At 63.9% G+C, this 22,130-nt stretch carries 21 protein-coding genes; 10 read left to right on the plus strand and 11 right to left on the minus strand.

Annotated features, from left to right (window positions below; genetic code table 11):
- Nucleotides 1-28 precede the first annotated feature (28 nt).
- The 7 genes from RAD16_RS09475 to RAD16_RS09505 all read left to right on the plus strand — a co-directional run bounded on the left by RAD16_RS09475 (nucleotide 29) and on the right by RAD16_RS09505 (nucleotide 6,303).
- A complete protein-coding gene (locus RAD16_RS09475; protein ID WP_458157605.1) occupies nucleotides 29-1,198 on the plus strand; it encodes an MFS transporter in 1,170 nt (389 codons plus the stop codon).
- A gap of 147 nt (nucleotides 1,199-1,345) precedes the next feature.
- Entirely contained in the window at nucleotides 1,346-1,723 is a 378-nt protein-coding gene (locus RAD16_RS09480; RefSeq protein WP_458157606.1) for a hypothetical protein, read from the plus strand.
- 420 nt (nucleotides 1,724-2,143) lie between these two features.
- Nucleotides 2,144-2,524 carry a DUF2147 domain-containing protein gene (locus RAD16_RS09485; protein WP_458157799.1) on the plus strand — a complete coding sequence of 127 codons (381 nt, stop codon included), beginning with the start codon at nucleotides 2,144-2,146 and terminating at the stop codon, nucleotides 2,522-2,524.
- Nucleotides 2,525-2,730: 206 nt separating this feature from the next.
- Nucleotides 2,731-3,558 carry an oxidoreductase gene (locus RAD16_RS09490; protein WP_458157607.1) on the plus strand — a complete coding sequence of 276 codons (828 nt, stop codon included), beginning with the start codon at nucleotides 2,731-2,733 and terminating at the stop codon, nucleotides 3,556-3,558.
- 9 nt (nucleotides 3,559-3,567) lie between these two features.
- Nucleotides 3,568-4,584: an AraC family transcriptional regulator ligand-binding domain-containing protein gene (locus RAD16_RS09495; RefSeq protein WP_458157608.1), complete on the plus strand. Its 1,017-nt coding sequence runs from the start codon at nucleotides 3,568-3,570 to the stop codon at nucleotides 4,582-4,584.
- A gap of 207 nt (nucleotides 4,585-4,791) precedes the next feature.
- Nucleotides 4,792-5,640: an SDR family NAD(P)-dependent oxidoreductase gene (locus tag RAD16_RS09500; protein ID WP_458157609.1), complete on the plus strand. Its 849-nt coding sequence runs from the start codon at nucleotides 4,792-4,794 to the stop codon at nucleotides 5,638-5,640.
- A gap of 63 nt (nucleotides 5,641-5,703) precedes the next feature.
- The gene (locus RAD16_RS09505; protein WP_458157610.1) at nucleotides 5,704-6,303 is read left to right on the plus strand and encodes a class I SAM-dependent methyltransferase; all 600 of its coding nucleotides are present in this window, start codon (nucleotides 5,704-5,706) and stop codon (nucleotides 6,301-6,303) included.
- Nucleotides 6,304-6,618: 315 nt separating this feature from the next.
- On the opposite strand, the gene RAD16_RS09510 is transcribed toward RAD16_RS09505, so the two are convergent.
- Genes RAD16_RS09510 through RAD16_RS09520 form a run of 3 tightly spaced genes read right to left on the minus strand, consistent with a single transcriptional unit; the run spans nucleotide 6,619 to nucleotide 10,090 of the window.
- Nucleotides 6,619-7,203: a DUF1254 domain-containing protein gene (locus RAD16_RS09510; RefSeq protein ID WP_458157611.1), complete on the minus strand. Its 585-nt coding sequence runs from the start codon at nucleotides 7,201-7,203 to the stop codon at nucleotides 6,619-6,621.
- Nucleotides 7,200-7,778, minus strand: coding sequence for a DUF1214 domain-containing protein (locus tag RAD16_RS09515; protein ID WP_326899717.1), 579 nt, complete (start codon nucleotides 7,776-7,778; stop codon nucleotides 7,200-7,202). The genes RAD16_RS09510 and RAD16_RS09515 overlap by 4 nt, the downstream gene beginning before the upstream one ends.
- A 23-nt stretch (nucleotides 7,779-7,801) precedes the next feature.
- Nucleotides 7,802-10,090 carry a transglycosylase domain-containing protein gene (locus RAD16_RS09520; RefSeq protein ID WP_458157612.1) on the minus strand — a complete coding sequence of 763 codons (2,289 nt, stop codon included), beginning with the start codon at nucleotides 10,088-10,090 and terminating at the stop codon, nucleotides 7,802-7,804.
- 293 nt (nucleotides 10,091-10,383) lie between these two features.
- Here RAD16_RS09520 and RAD16_RS09525 point away from each other — a divergent pair, with 293 nt between their 5' ends.
- The gene (locus tag RAD16_RS09525) at nucleotides 10,384-10,899 is read left to right on the plus strand and encodes a YcgN family cysteine cluster protein (RefSeq protein WP_458157613.1); all 516 of its coding nucleotides are present in this window, start codon (nucleotides 10,384-10,386) and stop codon (nucleotides 10,897-10,899) included.
- 157 nt (nucleotides 10,900-11,056) lie between these two features.
- Nucleotides 11,057-12,637, plus strand: a complete 1,581-nt coding sequence (locus tag RAD16_RS09530) for an MDR family MFS transporter (protein WP_458157614.1) — start codon at nucleotides 11,057-11,059, stop codon at nucleotides 12,635-12,637.
- A gap of 105 nt (nucleotides 12,638-12,742) precedes the next feature.
- On the opposite strand, the gene RAD16_RS09535 is transcribed toward RAD16_RS09530, so the two are convergent.
- From RAD16_RS09535 to RAD16_RS09545, 3 genes are all read right to left on the minus strand, one after another.
- The gene (locus tag RAD16_RS09535; RefSeq protein ID WP_458157800.1) at nucleotides 12,743-14,419 is read right to left on the minus strand and encodes an alpha/beta hydrolase; all 1,677 of its coding nucleotides are present in this window, start codon (nucleotides 14,417-14,419) and stop codon (nucleotides 12,743-12,745) included.
- A gap of 50 nt (nucleotides 14,420-14,469) precedes the next feature.
- Nucleotides 14,470-16,959 carry a GAF domain-containing protein gene (locus RAD16_RS09540; protein ID WP_458157615.1) on the minus strand — a complete coding sequence of 830 codons (2,490 nt, stop codon included), beginning with the start codon at nucleotides 16,957-16,959 and terminating at the stop codon, nucleotides 14,470-14,472.
- 95 nt (nucleotides 16,960-17,054) lie between these two features.
- Complete coding sequence (locus tag RAD16_RS09545) at nucleotides 17,055-18,743, minus strand: thiamine pyrophosphate-requiring protein (protein ID WP_458157801.1); 1,689 nt, start codon at nucleotides 18,741-18,743, stop codon at nucleotides 17,055-17,057.
- 200 nt (nucleotides 18,744-18,943) lie between these two features.
- Between RAD16_RS09545 and RAD16_RS09550 the strand changes: the two genes are divergently transcribed.
- Complete coding sequence (locus RAD16_RS09550; protein ID WP_458157616.1) at nucleotides 18,944-19,351, plus strand: nuclear transport factor 2 family protein; 408 nt, start codon at nucleotides 18,944-18,946, stop codon at nucleotides 19,349-19,351.
- Nucleotides 19,352-19,398: 47 nt separating this feature from the next.
- Here RAD16_RS09550 and RAD16_RS09555 read toward each other — a convergent pair whose 3' ends face one another.
- From RAD16_RS09555 to ku, 5 genes are all read right to left on the minus strand, one after another.
- Entirely contained in the window at nucleotides 19,399-19,788 is a 390-nt protein-coding gene (locus tag RAD16_RS09555) for a hypothetical protein (RefSeq protein ID WP_458157617.1), read from the minus strand.
- 290 nt (nucleotides 19,789-20,078) lie between these two features.
- Complete coding sequence (locus RAD16_RS09560; protein ID WP_458157618.1) at nucleotides 20,079-20,243, minus strand: Flp family type IVb pilin; 165 nt, start codon at nucleotides 20,241-20,243, stop codon at nucleotides 20,079-20,081.
- 190 nt (nucleotides 20,244-20,433) lie between these two features.
- Complete coding sequence (locus tag RAD16_RS09565) at nucleotides 20,434-20,610, minus strand: hypothetical protein (protein ID WP_458157619.1); 177 nt, start codon at nucleotides 20,608-20,610, stop codon at nucleotides 20,434-20,436.
- Between the two features lie 194 nt (nucleotides 20,611-20,804).
- On the minus strand, nucleotides 20,805-21,041 hold the full coding sequence (locus tag RAD16_RS09570; protein ID WP_458157620.1) for a hypothetical protein: 237 nt from the start codon (nucleotides 21,039-21,041) through the stop codon (nucleotides 20,805-20,807).
- A 58-nt stretch (nucleotides 21,042-21,099) separates the two neighbouring features.
- A complete protein-coding gene (ku, locus tag RAD16_RS09575; protein WP_458157621.1) occupies nucleotides 21,100-22,083 on the minus strand; it encodes a non-homologous end joining protein Ku in 984 nt (327 codons plus the stop codon).
- Between the last annotated feature and the right edge of the window lie 47 nt (nucleotides 22,084-22,130).

A 22,130-nucleotide genomic window follows, 5' to 3' on the forward strand; every position in this document is an offset into this window, starting at 1 on the left:
CCTGAGCGGCCGGTCTCTCATTGCAGTGATGTGCATCGGCCAGGTCGGCAATCTGCTGCCGCATGTGACGTTGTCTGCAAATCTGGCGCAGCACCTGATGCCGGCATGGGGGCTCTCTGCCGCCGAAGGCGGTTTGATGGCGAGCGGCTATGCATTCGGCTACATGCTCGCGGTGCCCGTGCTGACGACGTTGACCGACCGGATCGATGCGCGGCTCGTGCTTCTCTGCGGCTCGATATTGAGCGGACTGGCGACCGCAGCCTTCGGCATCTTCGCGCAAGGATTCTGGTCGGGGACCGCGATCTGGTCGCTTGCAGGGCTTGGATTTGCCGGCGCCTACATGCCTGGCCTGAAGGCGCTGACGGACCGGCTTCCCGCCGGCGACACCTCGCGGGCCGTCACGCTGTACACGTCGAGCTTCTCGGTTGGCGTCGGCCTCTCGTTCCTCGTAGCGCAACTGATCGCCGATCGCTGGGGCTGGCGGACCGCTTTCCTCGCCACCGGCTTCGGTCCGATCGCAATGGTCATCGCGTGCCTCCTGATCGATGCGCGGCGGCCCGCGCCGAAGGCCGGGCGGCTGCTGAACTTCGCACCAGTCTTCGCCAACCGCGAAGCGCTCGGCTACATCCTCGGCTACGGCGCGCATTGTTTCGAGCTCTACGGCATCCGCACCTGGCTGGTCGGGTTCTGGACGTTCGTCGTCACGCATCAGGGCGCACCGTCGTGGCTGAGTCCCGTCGTGCTCAGCTTTTGCTTTGCGGTGATCTCGATGCCCGCAAGCATTCTCGGTAACGAGGCCGCACTGAAATTCGGCCGGCATCGCGCGATCACCATCGTGATGATCGCATCGGCCTGCGTTGCGCTGGTCATCGGGCTCAGCGCGACGGCGCCGGCATGGCTGCTCGCCCTGCTGCTGCTCGCCTACGGCCTGACCGTGCCGGCCGATTCAGGCGCGTTGACCGCAGGCATGTCGGCTGCGGCTGTGTCCGAGCATCGTGGCGCGACGCTGGCCTTGTACTCGACGGTCGGCTTCGGCCTGTCGGCACTTGGAGCCTGGGGGACCGGCGCCGCGCTCGACACGGCTGGCGGCCCGCAGAACGCGAACGGCTGGCTGCTCGCGTTCGTTGTGCTCGCGGCCGGAATTGCAGTGGGTCCATTCGCGCTGCTGTGGGCGCGGCGCGCACAGCCGAGAAAGTAGCTATCGGGAGCGCGCCTGCTTCTGGCGGAAAGGTCGTCACCCTATGCGACCCATGCCCATTTGAGGGGCGGCCAGACCTTTGATCCAGATCAAACGGCCGGGTCCATCGCCACCGAGTGTTGGGTGGGCCGATGCCTGGAGTTCGAGATGCCGCGTCAGCGTTCGCGCCAGAGTCACCTCACGGGACCGGAGATTCGTGCCCTTGAAGCCGCTGAGCGTGGCGAGTTGTATCAGACGACCGACAGGCAGGGCGCGCTGATTTGCGCAACCGTCGGTTCCCGAGCTTTGCACAACGTGCGTCGCAGCGGCTTCATCGAGAAGGGCGTTGTGCTTGATGGCAAATACGTGATGGAGCTGACGGCGCGCGGCAGGGAAGAATTGAACATCGCGCGGAGTGACAGGCTCTGCTCACCACCATCGAGGATCGGAAGCAGCAGGCGGCCTGGCGCCAATCGGGGCATCGCGCAACGCGCGGACCGGACCGCGCGAAGGCGGCCCTCGCTCCAAGGCGGGGATCAGACGTGAAAACACCCGCGGCGGATTTCTTCCCGCGCGGGTGTGACGAACTTTGGACGATGCCAGTATGCCCCTGTTTTGCCCGACGAGTCAAAGCAGGGTGCGGAATGCGTGTGCAGCTCCAATCGCCACAAACCCGCTACTAATGGCACACTGATCGATCGCTTGCGCCTGCTGCATCAAGCCGGGCTCGACGGCGAGCGCCCCATTGATTGGCGTGCTGCGCAATTTCGCTGGCGCCTTCTGCCCATGCCAAGGCCGGAAGCGAAATCTAGAGATGGCTGCGAGACCACCGAACCAACGGCCTGATCGGTCTTGCGCCACGCAAACCTAGGAAAAATGCAAATGCCTCTATTGTCACGTCGATCCGCGATTCTCGTTCTCATGGCGACCTTGAACATCGGGTTGATTCCGATGGCTCACGGAGAGATGCCCGTCTCCGATTCAATCGTTGGAACGTGGGAGGCGGATGACGGCACAGTGAAGCTCGATATGTTCAGGGCTGGAGCAGAGTTCCAGGCACGTATGCTTTACGGCAACGAGATCGTGGAAGCGGACAATGTCACCTTCAAGAAGGACGCCAAGAATCCGGATCCCTCGCTGCGTTCGCGCTCGTTGAAGAACATCGTCTTCATCACCGGATTGCGTTGGGCCGATGGCGAGTGGAGCGGCGGTTCGATCTACGACGCCTCATCGGGCCGCACCTACAATTGCCAGGCGACCGTCAAGGACGGCAAGATGCACCTGAGAGGATATCTCGGACTTCCAGCGATGGGCCAAACCCGCTCTTTCCACCGCGCCCGCGGCTGAGCTGTTTCGGCCAATCCTGAACCGTTCTTCGAAGCGCGGCCTGGGTGCCGCGCTTTTTGCGCAGACCGTTTGTAAAAACCAAATAGAACCAATGGCTTGAGGGTGTCGTCCACGTTGGCGTATTATGCAAGTCAATTGGCGTGCTCGGTTAGTCACATCGCTGCATGGAGGCACCAGAATAAAAATCAGAACCAAGAGAGGTCTGCATGTCCATGAAATCGAAAAGAACGGCGCTCGTCACCGGAGCCTCTTCCGGTATGGGGAAGGAAATCGCCAAGCGCCTGATCAGGGATGGCTTCCAAGTTTACGTCGCTGCACGCAGCATCGATAAGATGGAAGACCTTTCAAAGCTTGGCGCGAGAACCTTGCGGATGGATATTTCCAAGGACGCGGACATTACGGCTGCTGTTGACGTTATCCTCGACGAAGTCGATGGCGTCGACGTGCTCGTGAACAATGCGGGTTTCGGACTGTATGGTCCCATCGAGGACGTTAGCATCGACGAAGCGCGATATCAGTTCGAAGTGAACCTGTTTGGTGCAGCGCGGCTGACGCAGCTCCTGCTGCCGAAGATGAGAGAGAAACGCTCCGGCACCATCGTCAACATCACTTCGATGGGGGGCAAGATCTACACCCTGCTGGGCGCCTGGTATCACGCGACCAAGCACGCGCTGGAAGGCTGGTCAGATTGCCTGCGGCTCGAACTCGCGCCGTTCGGTATCAAGGTCGTTGTGATCGAACCCGGTTTGATCGAGACGGCATTCGGCGACGTGGTTGCCAACGGGCTGCTCGGGTCGGGGGCTGGGCCTTACGCCAAGCTCACGCAGGCGGTCGCGAAAGCGACGCGAGACGCTTATGGCCACGGACGTGGAACGAAGCCGAATGTCATCGCTGACGTCGTGTCGAAGGCTGTGAAGGAGGCCAGGCCTCGGACGCGTTACGTCGCGGGCAAATATGCCTTGCCTATGATCAAGATTCGCCAGTGGCTCGGGGACCGCATGTTCGACCGCGTCATCATGAGCCAGATGCGCTAGGGATTGACGATGAGTGGAATAGCCGCAGACAGGTGCAAGGTCCCTCGTGCCTTCTGGCAGGCCGTCGAACATCTCGGCGTCCCGTCGGCCGCGCTGTTGCGGCAAGCCAGGCTGCCGGCGACCTTGCATCTGAACGAGCAGGGGCAGGTCACCACGGATCAGTTCTTTGCGCTTTGGAAGGCACTCGAGGAGTTGAAACCCGAGCCTGGGCTCGGCCTCAAGCTGGTCCAGAGCGCCGATACGGCGGTTCATCCCCCGTCGAGCCTCGCCGCGTTCTACGCCAGGGACTACCGCGACGGGCTGCTCCGTATTGTACGCTTCAAGCGGCTTTGCTCGCCCGAGCAGCCACAGGTGAAGGAGGGCAAGGATGAGTGCACGATCACGGTCGAATGGCCGTACGCGACCGCCCCGGAGCCCTCGATCTCGACGGACGTGACCTTTGCATTCCTCGTCGAGCTCGGGCGCCGCGGAACCGGGCAGCATGTGACACCGAAGCGTGTCGAGTTGGTGCGTCCTCGCCCCGCCAGCGATGTGTATCAGACCTACTTTGATTGCCCGATCCGCTATGGCGCGGCACGAAACGTGCTCATCCTGAAATCCGTCGACCTGGATCGTCCGTTTCCGGGGCACAACCAGGAACTGCTCGATATCCTCACGCCGGCACTGGCGTCGGCCTTGGGCGAGTTGCAAGCGCGCTCTTCCATCAAGGAGCAGGTCAAGGTCGTGCTCAAGAGGAGTCTTGCGAGCGGACGGCCGGAATTGTCGGACGTGGCGCGCGATCTCGGGACGAGTGAGCGGACGCTCCAGCGTCGCATCACCGAAGAAGGCACGAGCTTCCGCGAGCTTCTCGTCGAGGCTCGCCAGGAGCTCGGCCGGCAGCTCCTGTCGGATCCGACGGCCGACATCGACGAGGTCGCGTGCCTGCTGGGTTACCAGGATGCAAGCTCCTTCTATCGTGCTTTTCGATACTGGGAAGGCGTGACGCCCAGCCGCTGGCGGGAGCTGCACGGCAACAAGATTCACTGATCGCTGCAGAACAGATGCGAGCGCTGTGGTGTCGCCGAGAGCATCTGCAGTATGAACGCTGGATTATCGCGATCAAGCCGCGGGTCTCGCCTTTCTCCAGCATCTTTCTTTGGCGTTTGCGGCAAGTTCGTTGGCGCAGCCCGCTACTGCCGGTGGGACGTTTCCACGATACGACAGAGTGGAAGGTCAGAGATCAAGGAAATCGACATGTCTGGTAAAGTCTGGTTCATCACCGGGGCATCCCGCGGCTTTGGACGCATCTGGGCCGAGGCTGCGCTTAAGCGCGGCGACAAGGTTGCAGCCACCGCGCGAATCCTCGCGGATGTGGCCGATCTTGCGGAAACCTATGGCGGGGCGGTGCTGCCAATGGCGCTCGACGTAACCAACGCGCAGGCGGTGCAAAGCGCCGTGACGCGGGCATACACGCATTTCGGAAGGCTGGACGTCGTTCTCAACAACGCGGGTTACGCGCTGGTTGGTGCGATCGAGGAAGCCCATGAGGCCGATGTCCGCGCTGAGTTTGATACGAATTTCTTCGGTACACTTCGCGTGATTCAGGCCGCGCTGCCTTTGCTGCGGCGGCAAGGCAGTGGCCACGTCATCGGGGTGTCGAGTGTCGCCGGAATCGTCGCGGGTCCCATCACCGGATTCTACAACGCCTCGAAGTTCGCCATCGAAGCGCTGCACGAAAGCCTGGCGGAGGAGGTCAACGGCTTCGGGATCAAAGTCACGCTGCTCGAGCCTGGCGCCTATGCCACCGGCTTCGCCAGCATGGCCTCGCTCAGGATCTCGCCCGTCATCAACGCCTACAGCAACATACGTGCGGAGGTATTCGCGGCGGGCGCAAAGCTTGAGTTTGGCGATCCGCAAGCGACGGCCGATGCGGTTTTGAAGGTCGTTGACGCTGACACCCCTCCGTTGCGCCTCTTCGTGGGCACGGAAGGTTTGCCGCGCGCGCGCGCCGCTTTCGCCGATCGTCTCGCCATCTGGGAAGCCTGGAAGGCTGTTTCCAACGCGGCCCAGGGCGAGGCCAGGCAACACAATATCGCATCGTAAGCGCGCGAGCTGCTTTTAGTAAAATCGCCTCCGTTCGCTTGCGCGATCGGAAGAAGGATTGTCATGAACACCACCGCAGTTGCCGACTTTTTTCAGTTCTTCCGCTCGTACGTTTCCAATCCCTGGCAAGTCTCCGCGATAGCGCCGTCAAGTCAGTCGCTGGCCCGCGTGATGACGCAGGAGATCGTGCCGGGAAGCGGCCCGGTCATCGAGTTGGGACCGGGGACCGGCATCTTCACGAAGGCGTTGATCCGATGCGGCGTGCCCGAGTGCGACTTGCTGCTCGTGGAATATGGTTCAGACTTCTTCCGGCTTTTGCAGGAGCGATTTCCGAGGGCCCGCGTGCTCTGGATGGACGCACGCCAGCTCTCGCAATACGAGCCTTTCATGGCCCCAGCTTCTGCTGTCGTCAGCGGCCTTCCGCTGCTGTCGATGTCGCCGCGAAAGGTGATCGCCATCCTCGCTGGAGCGTTCCGCCACATGCAGGAGGGCGGCACGTTCTATCAGTTCACATATGGACCGCGTTGTCCGGTGCCACGGCCGATTCTCGATCGCCTTGGGCTGAAGGCAAGCCTGGTCGGGCGAACGGCATTCAACATTCCCCCGGCATCGGTCTATCGCATCCGGCGGCGCCACCGGTTGCAGCCGTTGGCAATGTCGTAGAGAAGCTCGGCTGGCGAAACTCGGAGTGGGTCCATTCGCGCTGCTGTGGGCGCGGACGGCGCAGCCGGGGAAGTCGCTATCGGGAGCGCATTTGCTCCCACATGAAAACACCCGCGGCGGATTTCTTCCCGCGCGGGTGTGACGTACTTTCGACGATGCCAGTATGCTCCTGTTTTGCCCGACGAGTCAAAGGCGCGCGTGCGTCTCGGCAGCCTCCAGTCGCCTCTTAAAGAGCTCAATGATTTCAATGCCCCCGCTACTGTGCATGGGGTTGTTTTCGCACTTTTTGTTGTGAGCTTGCCGAAAAGGTCCGCTTCAGCGCCGTCCGCGCGGCGCCTCGGCCTTGGCGGGCTGCTCGGTCTGCGGGCCGCAGCTGGCGGCGGCGAGCGTTGCCTGGGCCTGCGGCATCAGGCCGGGCTCGGCGGCGAGGGCCTTCATCACGATCAGGCCGGTGGTCGCAGGGGAATCGATGATCAGGCGGTCGGCCGCGGTGACCTCTTCGTCCTCGGGCAGGTCGTTGTGCTGCGCTTCCGTCATCAGGTCGAGCTCGATCACCTTCTTGCCTGCGGAGCGGTCGTTGATGGCGTAATAGGCGATCTCGTTGCGGGTGTAGAACGACACCGAGGTGTAGGCCTGGCTCACCGGCACGGTGAGCTTGATCGGCCCGCTTGTGAGGTCGTAGCGGCATATCGCGATCGCGAAGGCCGGGTCCATGAACGGCATCGGCGAGGTGTTGGGATCGGCGAGGGGAAGCTGCGTCACGCCGTTGAGCTTGGTCATCGGCGTCAGCCGCGAATAGGCGTCCTGCGTCGCGATCCGCGGCAGCGCCAGCACGCTGACGAGATGGACCACGAGGCCCAGCACCACGCCGGCAACGATGGTGAACGCTAGGCGGATCATGAGCAGCCCACCGTGCTGATGGTGGGCATCGGCGCATCGCGCTGGGTGCGCGTGGCAACGCCGACGGGGGTGTCGTAGAGGCGCAGCATCAGGGCGTAGCGCTCGATGCCACCGGTCGGCAGCCAGTTGCCGGCGCGCGAGCGCGAGGCGATGCGGATCTCGAACGTGCCGTCGGACTGCCGCACGATCTCCTGGCTGGTGAAGCCGTAGCGTTGCAACGAATTGGCGACGAGGTGGCCCTTGCGGTCATAGAGCGTCAGTGTCCAGAACCGCGCCGGCGGCGTCACGCCGGAGACGACGACGTCGCAGCGGCCGTCGAGCGCCTTCTTCTTGTCGTCGGCGGTGGCGGTGAAGGCGACGCCGTCGCCGGTGCCGATCGGCAGTTCGCCGTTGCGCACGATGGTGGCGCGCGAATAGGGATCGACGTCGGCGGTGCCGGTGCGGGGACGGGCGGTCCAGGCGCCGATGGTCAGCGCGCCGATCTCGGTGCCGCGCGTCGTCGTCATCCAGGTCGCGCCGACGCCGACCACGGTCGCGAGCAGAAGGGTCGTCAATGTGATCAGGATCAGCCGCACGGGATCTTGTCAGTTCTTGCTTGTCAGTTCTTGCGCGGGACGGAGTTCACGTTCTCCTCCGCATAATTCTGCGGGAAGGCGAGCGCGCTGGTTGCCGAGGCGGGCTTCGCCTGCTTGCTGTCGTCAGCCGACGACTTGTTCGCGGTCTTGGCCGCGTCGTCGAGCAGCTTCTCGACGCGCACCAGGATGTCGGCGCCGCGCTTGGTCAGCACCGGTGGCGGGCCGGGCTTGGTCTCCAGCACCTTCGGCGCGGCGCTGGCCTGAGCGTTCGCGTCCTTCGGCTGCGGCGGCAGCTTCTGGCCCATGCCGATGCCGGGAATCTCGCGCACTTCGACGCCCTGATGCGCCGCGACCATGATGTCGTGCCACGTCTGCGCCGGCAGCGAGCCGCCGGTCATGCGGTTGGTCGGCGAATAGTCGTCGTTGCCGTACCACACCGCGCAGGTGAAGTTGCCGGTGTAGCCGACGAACCAGGCGTCACGATAAGCATTGGTCGTGCCGGTCTTGCCCGCGGTCGGAATGCCGTCGAGCGCGGCGCGTCGCGCGGTGCCTTCGCTGACGACGTGGCTCATCATGCCGGCCATGTCGGCGGCGATGTTCGGCGGAATTGCCTGCTTCGGTTTCGGGCCGTCGCGGTCCCAGCGCCAGACCAGATCGCCGGCGCCGGTGCGCACTTCGAGCACCGAATGCGGCGTCACCGACTTGCCTCGGTTGGGAAAGGTCGCATACGCCACGGCGTGCTCGAGCACGGTGACTTCGTCCGAGCCGATCGGCAGCGACGGCGTGTCGGGCAGCGGCGCCTTGAGGCCGAAGCGGCGCGCCACCTCGACGATCTTGGCGCGGCCGATCTTGGCCGGGTTCGGCGCCTTCGGCTGTTCCTTCTGGCCGATCGCGATCGACAGCTTGACCGGCACGACGTTGATCGAGCGCGTGATCGCCTGCGTCAGCGTCACGGAGCCGGAATAGGAATGGCCATAGTTCTGCGGACACCAATTGCCGATGCAGACCGGTCCGTCGACCACGATCGAGTTCGGCGTGAAGCCGTTCAGCAGCGCCGTGGTGTAGACGTAAGGCTTGAACGACGATCCAGGCTGGCGATAGGCGTCGGTCGCGCGATTGAACTGGCTGGCGCCATAATCACGGCCGCCGACCATGGCGCGGATGCCGCCGTCGAGATCGGAGACGACGGTCGCGGCCTGGGTGGCGTGATAGTCGCGGCCGAACTGGCGGAGCTGGTTCTCGATCGCGTCTTCCGCGGCCTTCTGCACATTGGTGTCGATCGCGAGACGAACGACGAAGACGCGCTCGGTGTACGACTTCGGGAAGGTGTCGACCAGCTTGCGCATCTCGTCGAAGGCGTAGTCGAGATAGTAGTTTGGCGAGGCCTCGTCGCGGCGGTCGACGGCGAAGGCCGGGTTGCGGCGGGCGCCGAACACCTGGCCCTCGGTCATGAAGCCGGCATCGACGAGGTTGTCCAGCACGACGTTGGCGCGGGCACGCGCGGCGGGCAGGTTGATGTGCGGCGCGTATTTGGTCGGCGCCTTGAACAGGCCGGCGAGCATCGCCGCTTCCGCCAGCGTCACGTCGCGCGCGGACTTGTTGAAGTAGAAGTGCGCGGCGCCGTCGACGCCGAAGGTGCCGCCGCCCATATAGGCGCGGTCGAGATAGAGCTTCAAAATCTCGTTCTTGGTCAGGCGCCATTCCAGCCAGACCGCGAGGAAGGCCTCGTTGACCTTGCGCTCGATGGTGCGCTCGTTGCTCAGGAACAGGTTCTTCGCGAGCTGCTGCGTGATCGAGGAGCCGCCCTGGCGGACGCCGCCGGCTTGCGCGTTGGTGACGAGCGCGCGCGCGGTGCCGGCGATGTCGATGCCGAAATGTTCGTAGAAGCGGCGGTCTTCGGTCGCGAGCGTCGCCTTGATCAGGACGTCCGGAAAATCTTCCAGCGGGATCGAGTCGTTATGCTTGATGCCGCGGCTGCCGATCGGGTTGCCGTAGCGGTCGAGGAACGACACCGCGAGGTCGGACTTCTTCAGCCAGTCCTCGTCCGCGGTCTCGCGGAAGGCGGGGATGGCGAGCGTCAGCATCAGCACCAGGCCGCCGAGGCCGAGGGTCGCAGCCTCCGACAGCGGCTCGATGAACACCCAGCGCTTCCAGCGGCCGACATAGAACCGGTCCATGAAGGTCGAGTAGCGCTCGTAGAGCTCGCGAATGCCCTTGGCCGAGGAGAACAGCGAGGAGTCGATGCGCGCGTCGAGGTCCAGAAAGAAATTCCGGACACGGCTCTTCCAATTGGATGGTGTGTTCTGAACCACCTAGAACCCTTGCGGCTCGCTTCGACAGCGTTCAAGCACCCGGCCGGGGCGGCATCGGGACGTCTTGCGGGAATGTTGCGGCAAACCCAAGGCGCCCGGTTCGCGTCCGAGGGGACTTGCTGTTCCTTCTAGCCGAGCAGGGGCTATAAACCAATGGTCAGGCTCGCTATTTTGAACAACAGGCCTAATTGACCCCGGTACATTACGGGCCACACGGGGGCGTTGCTTGCAGCCTGATGCCCGCGCGCCCTAGATGGGGTCAGCCGTAGCTCTTTCGAACCTTGTTGAGACGCATGACCGCAGCTCCCAAACGACCTTCAGGCCAGGAAGGATTCTTCTGGAAAACCAAGACGTTGGAAGAGATGTCGTCGGCGGAGTGGGAAAGCCTGTGCGACGGCTGCGGCCGCTGCTGCCTGAACAAGCTCGAGGACGAGGATACCGGCCAGATCTATTTCACCCATGTCGGCTGCAAGCTGCTCGATGCCGGAACATGCGCCTGTAAGGACTACCCGAATCGCTCCGACAAGGTTCCGGACTGCGTCCGCCTGACCCCGGCCAATGTCCGCACCCTGAACTGGCTGCCGCCGAGCTGCGGCTACAAGCTCGTTGCGGAAGGCCGCGACCTCTATTGGTGGCATCCGCTGGTCTCGGGCGATTCCAACACCGTGCATGAGGCCGGCGTCTCCGTGCGCGGCCGGGTCGAGGGCAGCGAGGAGGAGATCCCGGACGAGGATCTCGAAGACCACATCGTGCAATGGCCGGCCGTGCTGCCGAAACGGGCGCGCCTGAAGCGACGCCCGAAGGACTGATCCGCCGCGATTCCGGGATCACGTCTTCGGGAGACGCCCGGGGGCGGGATGCACCCATGCGCCGCGGTGCCTGCCTGGGAAGAACTTTGCTGTCTACATTGGGCTGCATAGAACGAATCCTTCGCGGCGTTGCGCCGCTCCACGGCTTCCGATCGAGATGAACAAGTTCGAACGGCAGGGCACTGCCGACGTCCAGGCGTTGCCTGACGATATTGCCGAAGAGCTGTCCCGACTTCCCAGCGAGGTCTTGAGCGTCGATGACGCTCCTTCGCTCGCACCGCCGGCGCCGCTGTCGCAGGACGAGGTGCGGACCATCGTCATCAGCCTGATGCTGACGATGTTCCTGGCCGCCCTCGACCAGACCATCGTCGCCACCGCGCTCCCCACCATCGGACGCCAGTTCCAGGACGTCTCGAATCTGTCCTGGGTCATCACCGCCTATCTGCTTGCCTCGACCGCGGTCGCACCGGTGTTCGGCACGCTGAGCGACATCTATGGCCGCAAGGCCATGATCATCACCTCACTCAGCCTGTTCGTCGCGGGCTCGATCCTGTGCGCGATCGCGCCGAACATGCCGATGCTGATCCTCGCCCGCGGCCTGCAGGGCCTCGGTGGCGGCGGCATCATGCCCGTCGTGCAGACCGTGATCTCCGACGTCGTGAGCCCGCGCGAGCGCGGGCAGTACCAGGCTTATTTCTCCAGCGTCTGGATGGTCGGCGGCATTTTGGGCCCCGTGATCGGCGGTGTGTTCGCCGAGCATCTGCACTGGTCCATGATCTTCTGGATCAACCTGCCGCTCGCGGCCGCCGCGATCGCGCTGCTGCTGCCGAAGATGAAGAAGATCCCGGTGTTCCACCGCAAGCGCAAGGTCGACTGGCTCGGCGGCGTGCTGCTGATGGCCTCCGCCGTCGTCTTCATGCTGGTGCTGACCTGGGGCGGCACGCGCTATCCGTGGCTGTCGCCGACCGTGCTGTCGATGATCGGCGCGGCCGTCGCGCTCGCGGTCACCTTCGTCTGGCACGCGCGCCGCGCCGACGAGCCGTTCCTGCCGCTGAAGCTGTTGACGGGCTCGGTTGCGCCGTTCGCGCTGACGGCCGGCGGCTGCGGGCTCGGTGCGATCACCGGCCTCACGGTGCAGTTGCCGCTCTATTATGAGACGGTCTATCACCTCAGCGCCAGCGAGGCGGGACTTGCGCTGATCCCGCTCGCGGCGGTCTCGACCGTGGGAGCGGCCGTGGCCGGCCGCACCATGGCCCGCGCCAAGCATTACAAGCGTGTCGCCATCGTCGGCACCTCCTGGGCCGCTTTCTGCGGTCTTGGCCTCACGCTGACGACCCTCCCGCTATGGGGCCTCCTGACGCTGATGGCTGCGTTCGCGCTCGGTCTCGGCACGACGTTCCCGGTCTGCGTGGTCTCGCTGCAGAACTCGGTCGCACGTCCGCAAGTCGGCACCATCACCGGCGCGATGAACTTCTTCCGCTCGCTGATGTCTTCGTTCACGGTCGCGGCTTTCGCAGCGATCCTGCTGATCGCGCTCGGCACCGACGTTCCGCTGGCCGGCGAGCATCACGTTGCCGGAGCGGTTTCAATTCCCGCCGACGACATGCGCCACGCCTTCCGCTACGTCTTCGGCGCCGCCACCGCGCTGATGACCACCGCTGCGCTGTGCCTGATCTTGATGGAGGAGCGGCCGCTGGCCGGTCCCACCGTCGCCAAGCACGTCGAGATGGCGGAGTAGGGCGTTAAAGCATGATCCGGAAAAGTGCGCAGCGGTTTTCCGAAAAGGTCATGCTCAAACAACGATCTAAAGCGCGATGACGATCTATCCTAATCTCATGGCGCTTTAGCCGCCCCGGTCGGCGTAAGGATCCTCTGTGACATTGCCCTGGGGCGCCTTTCGCGCCCGTGCCGCAAGATGCGCCTTGAGCTGCGCCAGCGCGTCGGCGGACCAGTCATGGACATCGGTGACGGCGACCCAGGCATCGACATAGTGCTCGGGCGCGTAGACATGACCAAAGCCCATCGGCGTGCCGTTGGCGACCGCCATGTCGAGAGCCAGCTGCAGCATCGTGACGACGGGATACCATCGCAACTCGGGTGAGACGTCGGGGCCGCGCGGAGCGCTCATCCAGGCGGGCGCCTGATAGGCGTCGCGGTAGTCGAAGAACGTGATCGCGTCGCTGGCATATTGCAGATAGACGACGCGCATCGGACCCCAGGGCGCATCTGCCGGCACCGTCGGTCCATTCTGGTTCATGAAGCGCACGAAGCGGCCGTCGCGGAATTCGGGCAGCCAGGCCGGCGAGCCCGGATTGCGGTTCGCGGTGATCCAGCGCCAGATGTGGCTTGCGAACGGGGGGCCGCTCCACAGCGCGCCTGCAATGGGATCGCCGATCGTCTCGAACAGCTCCGCGGATTTTTCCGAGTTCCTGGCGCCGAGGCTGAGCCCATGCAGGTACAGTTTCGGCCGCCGGTCCTTCGGCAGCGTCGTCCAGTAGCCGTAGATTTCAGCGAACAGTACACGTGCCGCTTCCTCGCCGTATTCGGGCTGAAACAGCAGCGACAGCGGACTGTTGAGATAGGAGTACTGCATCGCGACGCTGGCGACGTCGCCATGGCGGAGATATTCGATGGTGTCCATGGCGGCGGGATCGATCCAACCGGTGCCGGTCGGCGTGACGACGATGAGTGTGGAGCGCTCAAAACCGTGCTGCCGCTTGAGCTCGTCGAGCGCAAGCCGGGCGCGCGCTTGCGCGGTGTCGGCCCCGGCGAGGCCGACATAGACACGCACGGGCTCCTGCGCGGCCTGTCCGGTGACGGCGCTGATCTCGGCTGCGGTCGGACCGGAGGCGATGAACCGGCGTCCCGTGCGCCCGAGCTCCTTCCATTTCACCAGCGATGCCGCGCCTCCCGTCTTCTCGGGGTTGGCCGGTTGTGGCCGTTCGGGCTCGAACAAGGCGTCGAATTCGCGGAAGGACGAATCGAGCGCGTTGAACGCCGTGCGGATCAGGACGTTGCTGGCGATCGACCAGAACAGCAGGCCGGCAATCACGACGCCAAGGACATTGGCGACCTTTCGCGGAATGATACGCTTCGCGCGGACGGCGAGAAACCGCGAGACGAGCAGGAACAGCCGCCCCAGCGCTAGCAGCACCACGAACGTGAGTAAGGCGATGGCAGAGACCTTGAGCGGATGCGCGGTCTCGACCGGCGGCATCTTCATCACGGCGCGGATCGAGTTCTGCCATCCGGCGGCCCGCCACAGATAGACGATGACGACGATCAGGCAGCCGGCCGCGACCAGCGCATTCGCGCCGGATCGCAGCTGCGCCGACGGTTCGGGCAGTTCGAGATAGTGCCACAGCCAGCGCCAGAGGTTTCCGGCGAGGTAGCCGATCGCAAAACAGGCGCCGGCGAGGGCGCCTTGCGTGAGATAGCTCCGCGGGATCAGCGTCGGCGTCAGCGACGCGGCGAAGAACAGGGCGCCGAGCATGAGGCCGACGCCGGACAGCGACAGCATTTGCCGCCGGATGAGCCACACCAGTTTCTGGAAAGCTCCTGACGGCAACGCTATCCCCCGCTGTTGTCTGAAAACCCACTTTTCCGCGGCAGCAAGATCTTGAACTCCGTGAACTTGCCCGGCTCGGTCGCAACATCGATCCGGCCACCGTGCTGCTTCACCACGATGTCGTGGCTCATCGACAGCCCGAGGCCGGTGCCCTCGCCGGCCGGCTTGGTGGTGAAGAACGGATTGAACATCTTCGCCTTCACCTCGTCAGGGATGCCGGTGCCGTTGTCACGGATGCGGATCTCGATGCTGTCGCCGCGATCGCGCGTCGTGGCTGTCACGATCGGCTCGTAATTGCCTGCACCCTTCTCCGCCTGGCGCTTGGTCACGGCATAAAACCCGTTCGAGATCAGGTTCAGCAGCACCCGCGTGATCTCCTGCGGAAACACTTCGGCTTGTCCGGCCGCAGGATCGAGCTCGTGCTTCAGCGTCACGTCGAACTGCGGCTTCTCGGCACGCGCGCCGTGATAGGCGAGGCTGAGGCTTTCCTCGACCAGCGCGTTGATGTCGCTCAGCCGGTGCTCGCCGCCGCCCTCGCGCGAATGAAGCAGCATGTTCTTGACGATGGAATCGGCGCGCTTGCCGTGCTGCACGACCTTGCCGAGATTGTCCTTCAAGAGGTCGGTCAGCTCGTCGACTTCCTTGCGGACGTCGCCCGCGAGCGGAGCGGGCGCCAGCACCTCGTTGAGCTCGTCGGTCAACTCGGCGGAGAGCGAGGCGAAATTGTTGACGAAGTTGAGCGGGTTCTTGATCTCGTGCGCGATGCCGGCGGTGAGTTGGCCGAGCGAGGCCAGCTTTTCGGTCTGGATCAGCCGGTCCTGCGCGGCCCGCAAATCGTCGAGCGACTTCGCGAGCTCTCGCGTGCGGTCCTGGACCTCGTTGAACAGGCGCGTGTTCTCGATGGCGATGACGGCCTGGTCGGCAAAGGTCTTGAGCAGGCTGATCGCCTTGTCCGGAAAAGGACCGGCCTCCGGCCGCGTCACGCCGATGGTGCCGATCGCTACGCCGTCGCGCAGCATCGGGATCACGAGGATGCTGCGATAGCCGCGCGTCCGCGCCAGCTCGCGCATGGCGTCCGTCAGGTCAGGCTCGTTCTGCATGTCTCTGCGGAATGCGTATTCGCCGCTGGTCGCGACCCGGCTGTGAATGCCCGACGAGGCCAGCGGCGCCGGGAACGTGCTGAACAGCTCCGCGTTGCCGGCTTCATTGTCGGTCGTGAAGGCCGCCAGATGCAGCATGCCGTTGATGACGCGGGTGACGGTGGAGGAATGTCCGCCGACCAGCGCCTTGGCACTGTCGGAGATCGCCTGGAATACCGGCGAGACGTCCGCGGGCGAAGCGGCGATCACCTTGAGGATATCGGCGGTCGCGGTCTGCCGCTCCAGTGCCTCCCTGGTGGCGTTGAACAGGCTGACATTCTTGACCGCGATCACCGCCTGGTCCGCGAACGTCTGCAGCAACCGGACATGATGCGCACCGAAATTGCCGGTCGTCCGCCGCGTCGCGATGATGACGCCCTTGGCTTCGCCCTCGCTCATCAGCGGCGTGAACAGCATGCTGCGAAAGCCGCGCGCGCGTGCGATGTCGCGTGCGGCCGGCTCGAGCTCGGTATCGGGGAGCTGCGCCGATTCACCGTTGGCCGTGAGCTGGTAGGCCGGGAACTGCGCGAACGGCACCGGGAACGATGCCTGCAGCACGCGATCGCCCTCGGGATCGCCCCGCGTGAATGCGACAAGATGCGCCGCGCCGTCGATGTAGCGCAGCACCGCGGTGGAGAAGCCGCTGATGAGCCGGTTGGCATTGGCGGCGATGGCGTCAAACACCGGCTGCACGTCGGACGGGGAGGCCGCCATCACTTTCAGGATGTCGGCGGTGGCGGTCTGGCGCTCCAGCGTCTCCCGCGTCTCGTTGAACAGGCGCGCATTCTCGATCGCGATCACGGCCTGGTCGGCAAAGGTCTGGAGCAACTGCACGAGATCGGGCGCGAACGCGCCGGTCTCGGCGCGCGTGACGCTGATCATGCCGACCGCTTTGTCCCGGTTCATCAGCGGCATGAACAGCACGCTGCGGAAACCGCGCAGCCGTGCAAGATTGCGGTTCAGCTCTGGGACGTCGTCGGCTTCGCTATCGGGAAACTGGATCGTCTCGCCGCCGCGCACGAGGGCAAAGGTCGGAAAATCCTCGATCCGGCGCGGGAACGACGCCTTCAGGCCTTCGTCGGCTTCCGGGCTGGTCGGCGTGAATGCGACGAGGTGCAATTCATCGCCGATGAACTGGAGCACGGTGGCGGAGAATCCGCCGAGCAGGCGTTTCGAGCTGGAGGCGATCGCAGCGAATACCGGCCGGGCATCGGACGGGGAGGCCGCAATGGTGCGCAGGATCTCCGCACTCGCATTCTCGCGATCGCGCAGCCGCGCGTTCTCGGCCGCGGCCGACTGCAATTGCCGCTTGAGCTCGTCGATCCCGGCAGCATCGTTCGAGGGAGTGATCATTCGCATTCCGGCTGAATGCCGCGACATACGCGGCACCCGGCCGGATTATCACATCTTCTGCGGCCGGAGCCAGCGTCCGCCGTCCTGCGGCTGCCTCAGGTGCCCGGCCGCGACACCTCGGTCTCCTTGCTGGTGATGAACTCCAGCAGCACCGGCACGCCCTCCTGCGTCTTCTGGATGCCGCGCCTGATCGCGGGAGTGATGTCCTCGGGCCTGGTCACGCGTTCGCCATAGCCGCCGAACGCGCGTGCCATCGCGGCATAGTCGCCGGAGATGTCGGTCGAGCGATATTTCTCGGTCGAGATCGGCATCACCTTGAGCTCGATCGCCATCGAGAAATTGTTCAGCAGGATCGACATGATCGGGATGCGCTCGCGCACCGCAGTCTCGAAATCCATCCCTGTAAAGCCAATGGCCGCATCGCCCCAGACATTGATGCAGAGCTTGTCGGGCTTTGCCAGCTTGGCACCCATCGCCAGTCCAAGGCCGTAGCCGAGCTGCGTCGTCTTGCCCCAGCCGAGATAGGACAGCGGTTCCACCGCCTTCCAGAACGGCGAGAGCTGGTCGCGCGGGCTGCCGGCATCATGTGTGATGATGGTGTTCTTGATGTCGACGGTGTGCTGCAGGTCCCACAGCACGCGATAGGGGCTCAAGGGTGCGTCATTGCTGGTCAGCTTCGGCATCCACTTTGCCAGCCACTCCTTGTGCGAGGCAGCGATCTCGGCGGCGACCGCGGACGCGTCGCGATCCTTCGTGACGGTCTTGCCGATCTCCTCCAACAGCGCATCGAGCACGAGGCCGGCATCGCCCACGAGGCCGATCTTCGCTTCCACATCCTTGTTGAGATGATTGGGATCAAGCGTGGAGTGGATGATGGTCGTGCCCTTCGGCATCGCGATGCCAAAGCTGGTCTCGGTGAAGGAGCAGCCGATGCCGAAGATGACATCGGCCTCAGCGAGGAATTTCGGCACCGCGCGCGGCACTGCGAGGCCGCCCGAGCCGAGCGAGAGCGGATGCGTCTCCGGAAACGACGATTTGCCCCCGAGACTGGTGGTGACGGGAATCGCGAGCCGCTCGGCCAGCCGCTTCAATTGCGGCCAGGCCTGTGCGTAATGCACGCCCTGGCCGGCATAGATCACCGGCCGCTTGGCGTTGACGAGCAGGCTGGCGGCTTCCTTCACATGGTCAGGATCGGCGCCATAGCGCGTGCGCAGCACTGGCGTGTAGTTCAGCGGCTCCGGCACCTCCTCGTTCCACATGTCGGAGGGAATTTCCACGATGACCGGCCCGCCGCGGCCGTTCTTCAGTTTTGTAAAGGCGCGGCGGAAGATGTTGGTGACCTCGGCCGCCAAAATGATCGGTTCGGACGATTTCGAGAACGGCTTCATCGCCCCGCTGGAATTGAAGTTCGGCTCGATATGCGCGAGCCTGCGCTGATAGCCCATCGGCAGCACCAGCACAGGCACGGATTCGCCAAAGCACTGCGCGACACCGCCCATCGCATTCTCGGCGCCGGGGCCATGCTGCATGCAGAACGCGCCGATCGTGCGCCCCGACGTCACCCGCGAGATTGCATCCGCCATGTGCACGCCGACGCGCTCCTGCCGCACCATCACGGGCCGGATCTCGGCCTTCGCCGCGTGCTCGATCAGATGGTTGACCGGGTAGCCGCAGAGGATCTCGATCCCCTCGCGCCGCATGATTTCCGCAATGGCGGTGCCGAGCTTCATGGCGTCTCTCTCCCTGGCAAGGCCGGTTGATCCGGCTGGTTGGGGAGAGAGGATCAGGAAATTGGAGAACCGTAAAGGACAGCCCGACGCGTAAGCGGCGGGGCAGGCATGCAGGACGGTGTCACGCGGTTCATCCGGGCGCCCACGGATGTTCGAGTTGCTCGGCCTTCGGAGTTTTGCGAGATCCGGATTTCGGCAAGAGTTTTGCAGCGTAGCGCAGAAGTCCCGGGCCCGCTTGAATTTTCGGAGGTGACATGACCGATCGTGTGCGCGAACTCTTCGATCGTTGGGAGCGGGTCTGGCACGAAGGGCAGTATGGTCTGATCCCGGACTGCGTCACATCGCATTACATCCGGCACGACGAGAAGGGCGACCGGACCGTGACCCGCGACGAATACACGACGGAATTGCAGGCGGTTCATAAGGACCGCCCCGGAATCAGGATCGTGGTCTACGATCATTCCTTTACGGCCGATCGCGCCTGGTTCCGCTTTGCATTTGTCTGGTCTGATTCCACGACCGGCGAAACGCACAGCCGTGCCGGTATGCAAGCCTATCGCATTGAATGCGGCAAGCTGGCCGAGACCTGGATCACGATGCTTGGCCTTGGCACCATATGGGCCGATGAGCCACAGGAACGATGGACCCGTCGCAAGGGATGAGAACGTCCGTAGCCGCGTTACAGTCTGAGTTCGTTGCGAGCGCAGTCCTATTTGCAGTTCTTGCAGATGGACAATTTGCGCTTCAACGCCTCGTCTTCCTGATCGATCAATTGCTGAGCCGCGTTGCCTTTCGGATCCGGATCGGACTTGGCGCCCTTTGCTGCGCGTGACGTCGTGGGGCGCGCCGCCTGATCCGGCGTGTCATTGACTTCGCCGCCGACGCTGAAACCGTCATAGTCGGCGGCAGGATTCGGCGCTTGCGGAAGTGCGCCGGGCGCCGGTGCCGATGCTGCCGGGGCGTTCTTGGCGTTCGCGCGCGGCGGCGATGCCTTGGGCGGAGCAAGCGAAACCGGCGGCGCGGTCTGTGCACTCGCGCAGTCCAGCGGCCAGAGGCCAACAACCATGAGGCCGAGAGCCAGGAGCGTCGCGCGTCTCATCCGCATCCTCTGAGCAGGTTTGATTCAACGAACGATAGCATGACTGTTCGCGCCATGCTGTGTTGAAAGTGCCAGGACTCGCGGGATGATCAAACTTGGCGGAGGCGGGAATTGGGGTGCCGTAGCCCGGATGAAGCGCAGCGCAATCCGGGGGAGTTGCATCCGCGGGCGTGGCTTCCCGGATTTCGCTTCCGCCTTCGCTCTTCGAGCTACGGCGGACAAGCCGCTCCATCCGGGCTACGACCACACGTCATGGTCTGCGATCCCCGCAGACCGGCCGGCTATGCCCCTTACTTTGTGGCCGCGTCGATCGAGTTGAACTTGTTGTTCAGCAGGGCGCTGCCCGTGTTGTTCACGATGGTGACGATCGCGAGCGCAATGCCGGCGGCGATCAGGGCATATTCGATAGCGGTGGCTGCACGTTCATCGGCGAGGAAGGACCTGAGCAAGGCCATCGTCAACTCCTGTTCATCCGTCCAACGTAGGCTGGTGCCGTTTTCGGATTGGTAAATTGATTCACTAACATTTCGCGGCGTGCACGCGCCAAAGTGCGGGCAGTATGGTCCCGCCTCAGCTCTTATATGCTGCCATTTGTTGACTTAAGGTTTCGTCACCCAATTGAGCCGGATTTAACGGGTGGCCTGCTCAGGGCTTGATTGCGCCTTTGGCCTTGTCTGGCCGTTGCAGCACGGCGGCGAGGCGCCCGACCAGATAGCTCATGACGCGCGGCTCGGCCCGCGCCGCGCTGTCGGCGAGACGCTTGTCATCGGCCGTGTCGCTGACAAGGCCGATATAGTTTTTCCTGGCGTCAAGCTGCTGCACGGCGTGCAACCCCTGGGTTCAATCGACGGCGCGATCTTGTTTCAGGCAATGGGAATCGACGGTTAATTTTGTCTTCCGTAAGATTACGTGCTGCCGGGAGGGACGCCGAAAACAACGCTGTGGCTTAACGAATTGTTGAGGCTATGGGGCGGCGAAGGACAGTCAGATCCCGCAACGCTGATGCCGCGCACGGCCTATTTGCGAGCGATGTCCGTGTTGAGTGCACGCAACATCGCGATGCGGGCGAACATCATCCAGCCGCCGCCGGTCTCGGCCGCATTGATCAGGGTTTCGATTGCGGTCTGCCAATGGCTCGCGTGCTGCGCGTCCTCGGGCAGTTGCATGATGTGATCGGCCGCCTGTTGCAGCGTTCGCAGCTTGCGCCCGTCGCGCAAGGAGATGGGATCGTCGAATGCCGCCGACCAGGGCATCTCAGGCCGGCCGATCGGCGAGGGGAGAGATCACGGAGCGATCGAACAGCGTGTGCTGCTAGCCGGCCTTCTTCGCTCGCGCCGGGGCGCGCACAGGCTTGTCCGCCTTCTTCGGAGCCGCTTTCGCCGCGGCATCCTTGCCGCCCTTGCCGGAGATCGGCAGCAGCATCTCGCGCTGACCCTCGACGCGTTTCTTCGGCTTCTTGCCCTTGACGGTCTCCTTAGCGGTTTCCTTGGCGACCTTCGCCACGGGGGCGGCGTCCTTCTCGCTGGCGAGGCTCTTCTTCAGCGCGTCCATCAGGTTGATGACGTTACCGCCGGTCTTCGGCGTGGACTTCGCGGCGATCGGCGCGCCCGAGCGCTTCTTGTTGATGAGGTCGATCAGCGCGGTCTCGTAATGATCCTCGAACAGCTCGGGCTCGAACGCGCCTGACTTCTTCTCGACGATGTGTTTTGCCAGGTCGAGCATGTCCTTGGTCAGCTTCACGTCCTGGATGTCGTCGAAATATTCGCTCTCGCTGCGGACCTCGTAAGGGTAGCGCAGCAGCGTGCCCATCAGGCCGCTCTCGAGCGGCTCCAGCGCGATGATGTGCTCGCGGTTGGTCAGCACCACGCGGCCGATCGCGACCTTGTCCATGCTGCGGATGGTCTCGCGGATCACCGCATAGGCGTCGTGGCCGACCTTGCCGTCGGGCACGAGGTAATAGGGGCGGATCAGATAGCGGTTGTCGATGTCGGCCTTCGGCACGAACTCGTCGATCTCGATCGTGTGCGTGGAATCGAGCGCGATGTCGTCGAGCTCGTCCTTGGTGACCTCGATGTAGGTGTCGGTGTCGACCTTGTAGCCCTTGACGATGTCCTCGGAGGTCACCTCGTCACCGGTCTCGGCGTCGACCTTGAGATACTTGATCCGGTGGCCGGTCTTGCGGTTGATCTGGTTGAACGAAACCTTCTCCGTATCCGAAGTGGCCGGATACAGCGCGACCGGGCAGGTCACGAGCGACAGACGCAGAAAACCCTTCCAATTGGCGCGGGGGGCCATGGGCTACTCCAAACGCAACGGGGACAGCTGACGATAATACCATCGGG

This window comes from Bradyrhizobium sp. 18BD (genome assembly GCF_054185225.1).

Bases quoted from the DNA above. Each gene is read 5' to 3' on its own strand.
- RAD16_RS09535 (WP_458157800.1), bottom strand. From the start codon at position 14,419: ATGCTGTCGCTGTCCGGCGTCGGCCTCATGCTCGGCGCCCTGTTCTTC.
- RAD16_RS09490 (WP_458157607.1), top strand. From the start codon at position 2,731: ATGTCCATGAAATCGAAAAGAACGGCGCTCGTCACCGGAGCCTCTTCC.
- RAD16_RS09485 (WP_458157799.1), top strand. From the start codon at position 2,144: ATGCCCGTCTCCGATTCAATCGTTGGAACGTGGGAGGCGGATGACGGC.
- RAD16_RS09560 (WP_458157618.1), bottom strand. From the start codon at position 20,243: ATGGCCTTGCTCAGGTCCTTCCTCGCCGATGAACGTGCAGCCACCGCT.
- RAD16_RS09480 (WP_458157606.1), top strand. From the start codon at position 1,346: ATGCCGCGTCAGCGTTCGCGCCAGAGTCACCTCACGGGACCGGAGATT.
- RAD16_RS09525 (WP_458157613.1), top strand. From the start codon at position 10,384: ATGACCGCAGCTCCCAAACGACCTTCAGGCCAGGAAGGATTCTTCTGG.
- RAD16_RS09475 (WP_458157605.1), top strand. From the start codon at position 29: ATGTGCATCGGCCAGGTCGGCAATCTGCTGCCGCATGTGACGTTGTCT.
- RAD16_RS09530 (WP_458157614.1), top strand. From the start codon at position 11,057: ATGAACAAGTTCGAACGGCAGGGCACTGCCGACGTCCAGGCGTTGCCT.
- RAD16_RS09570 (WP_458157620.1), bottom strand. From the start codon at position 21,041: ATGCCCTGGTCGGCGGCATTCGACGATCCCATCTCCTTGCGCGACGGG.
- RAD16_RS09555 (WP_458157617.1), bottom strand. From the start codon at position 19,788: ATGAGACGCGCGACGCTCCTGGCTCTCGGCCTCATGGTTGTTGGCCTC.
- RAD16_RS09495 (WP_458157608.1), top strand. From the start codon at position 3,568: ATGAGTGGAATAGCCGCAGACAGGTGCAAGGTCCCTCGTGCCTTCTGG.
- RAD16_RS09540 (WP_458157615.1), bottom strand. From the start codon at position 16,959: ATGATCACTCCCTCGAACGATGCTGCCGGGATCGACGAGCTCAAGCGG.
- RAD16_RS09510 (WP_458157611.1), bottom strand. From the start codon at position 7,203: ATGATCCGCCTAGCGTTCACCATCGTTGCCGGCGTGGTGCTGGGCCTC.
- RAD16_RS09550 (WP_458157616.1), top strand. From the start codon at position 18,944: ATGACCGATCGTGTGCGCGAACTCTTCGATCGTTGGGAGCGGGTCTGG.
- RAD16_RS09500 (WP_458157609.1), top strand. From the start codon at position 4,792: ATGTCTGGTAAAGTCTGGTTCATCACCGGGGCATCCCGCGGCTTTGGA.
- ku (WP_458157621.1), bottom strand. From the start codon at position 22,083: ATGGCCCCCCGCGCCAATTGGAAGGGTTTTCTGCGTCTGTCGCTCGTG.
- RAD16_RS09505 (WP_458157610.1), top strand. From the start codon at position 5,704: ATGAACACCACCGCAGTTGCCGACTTTTTTCAGTTCTTCCGCTCGTAC.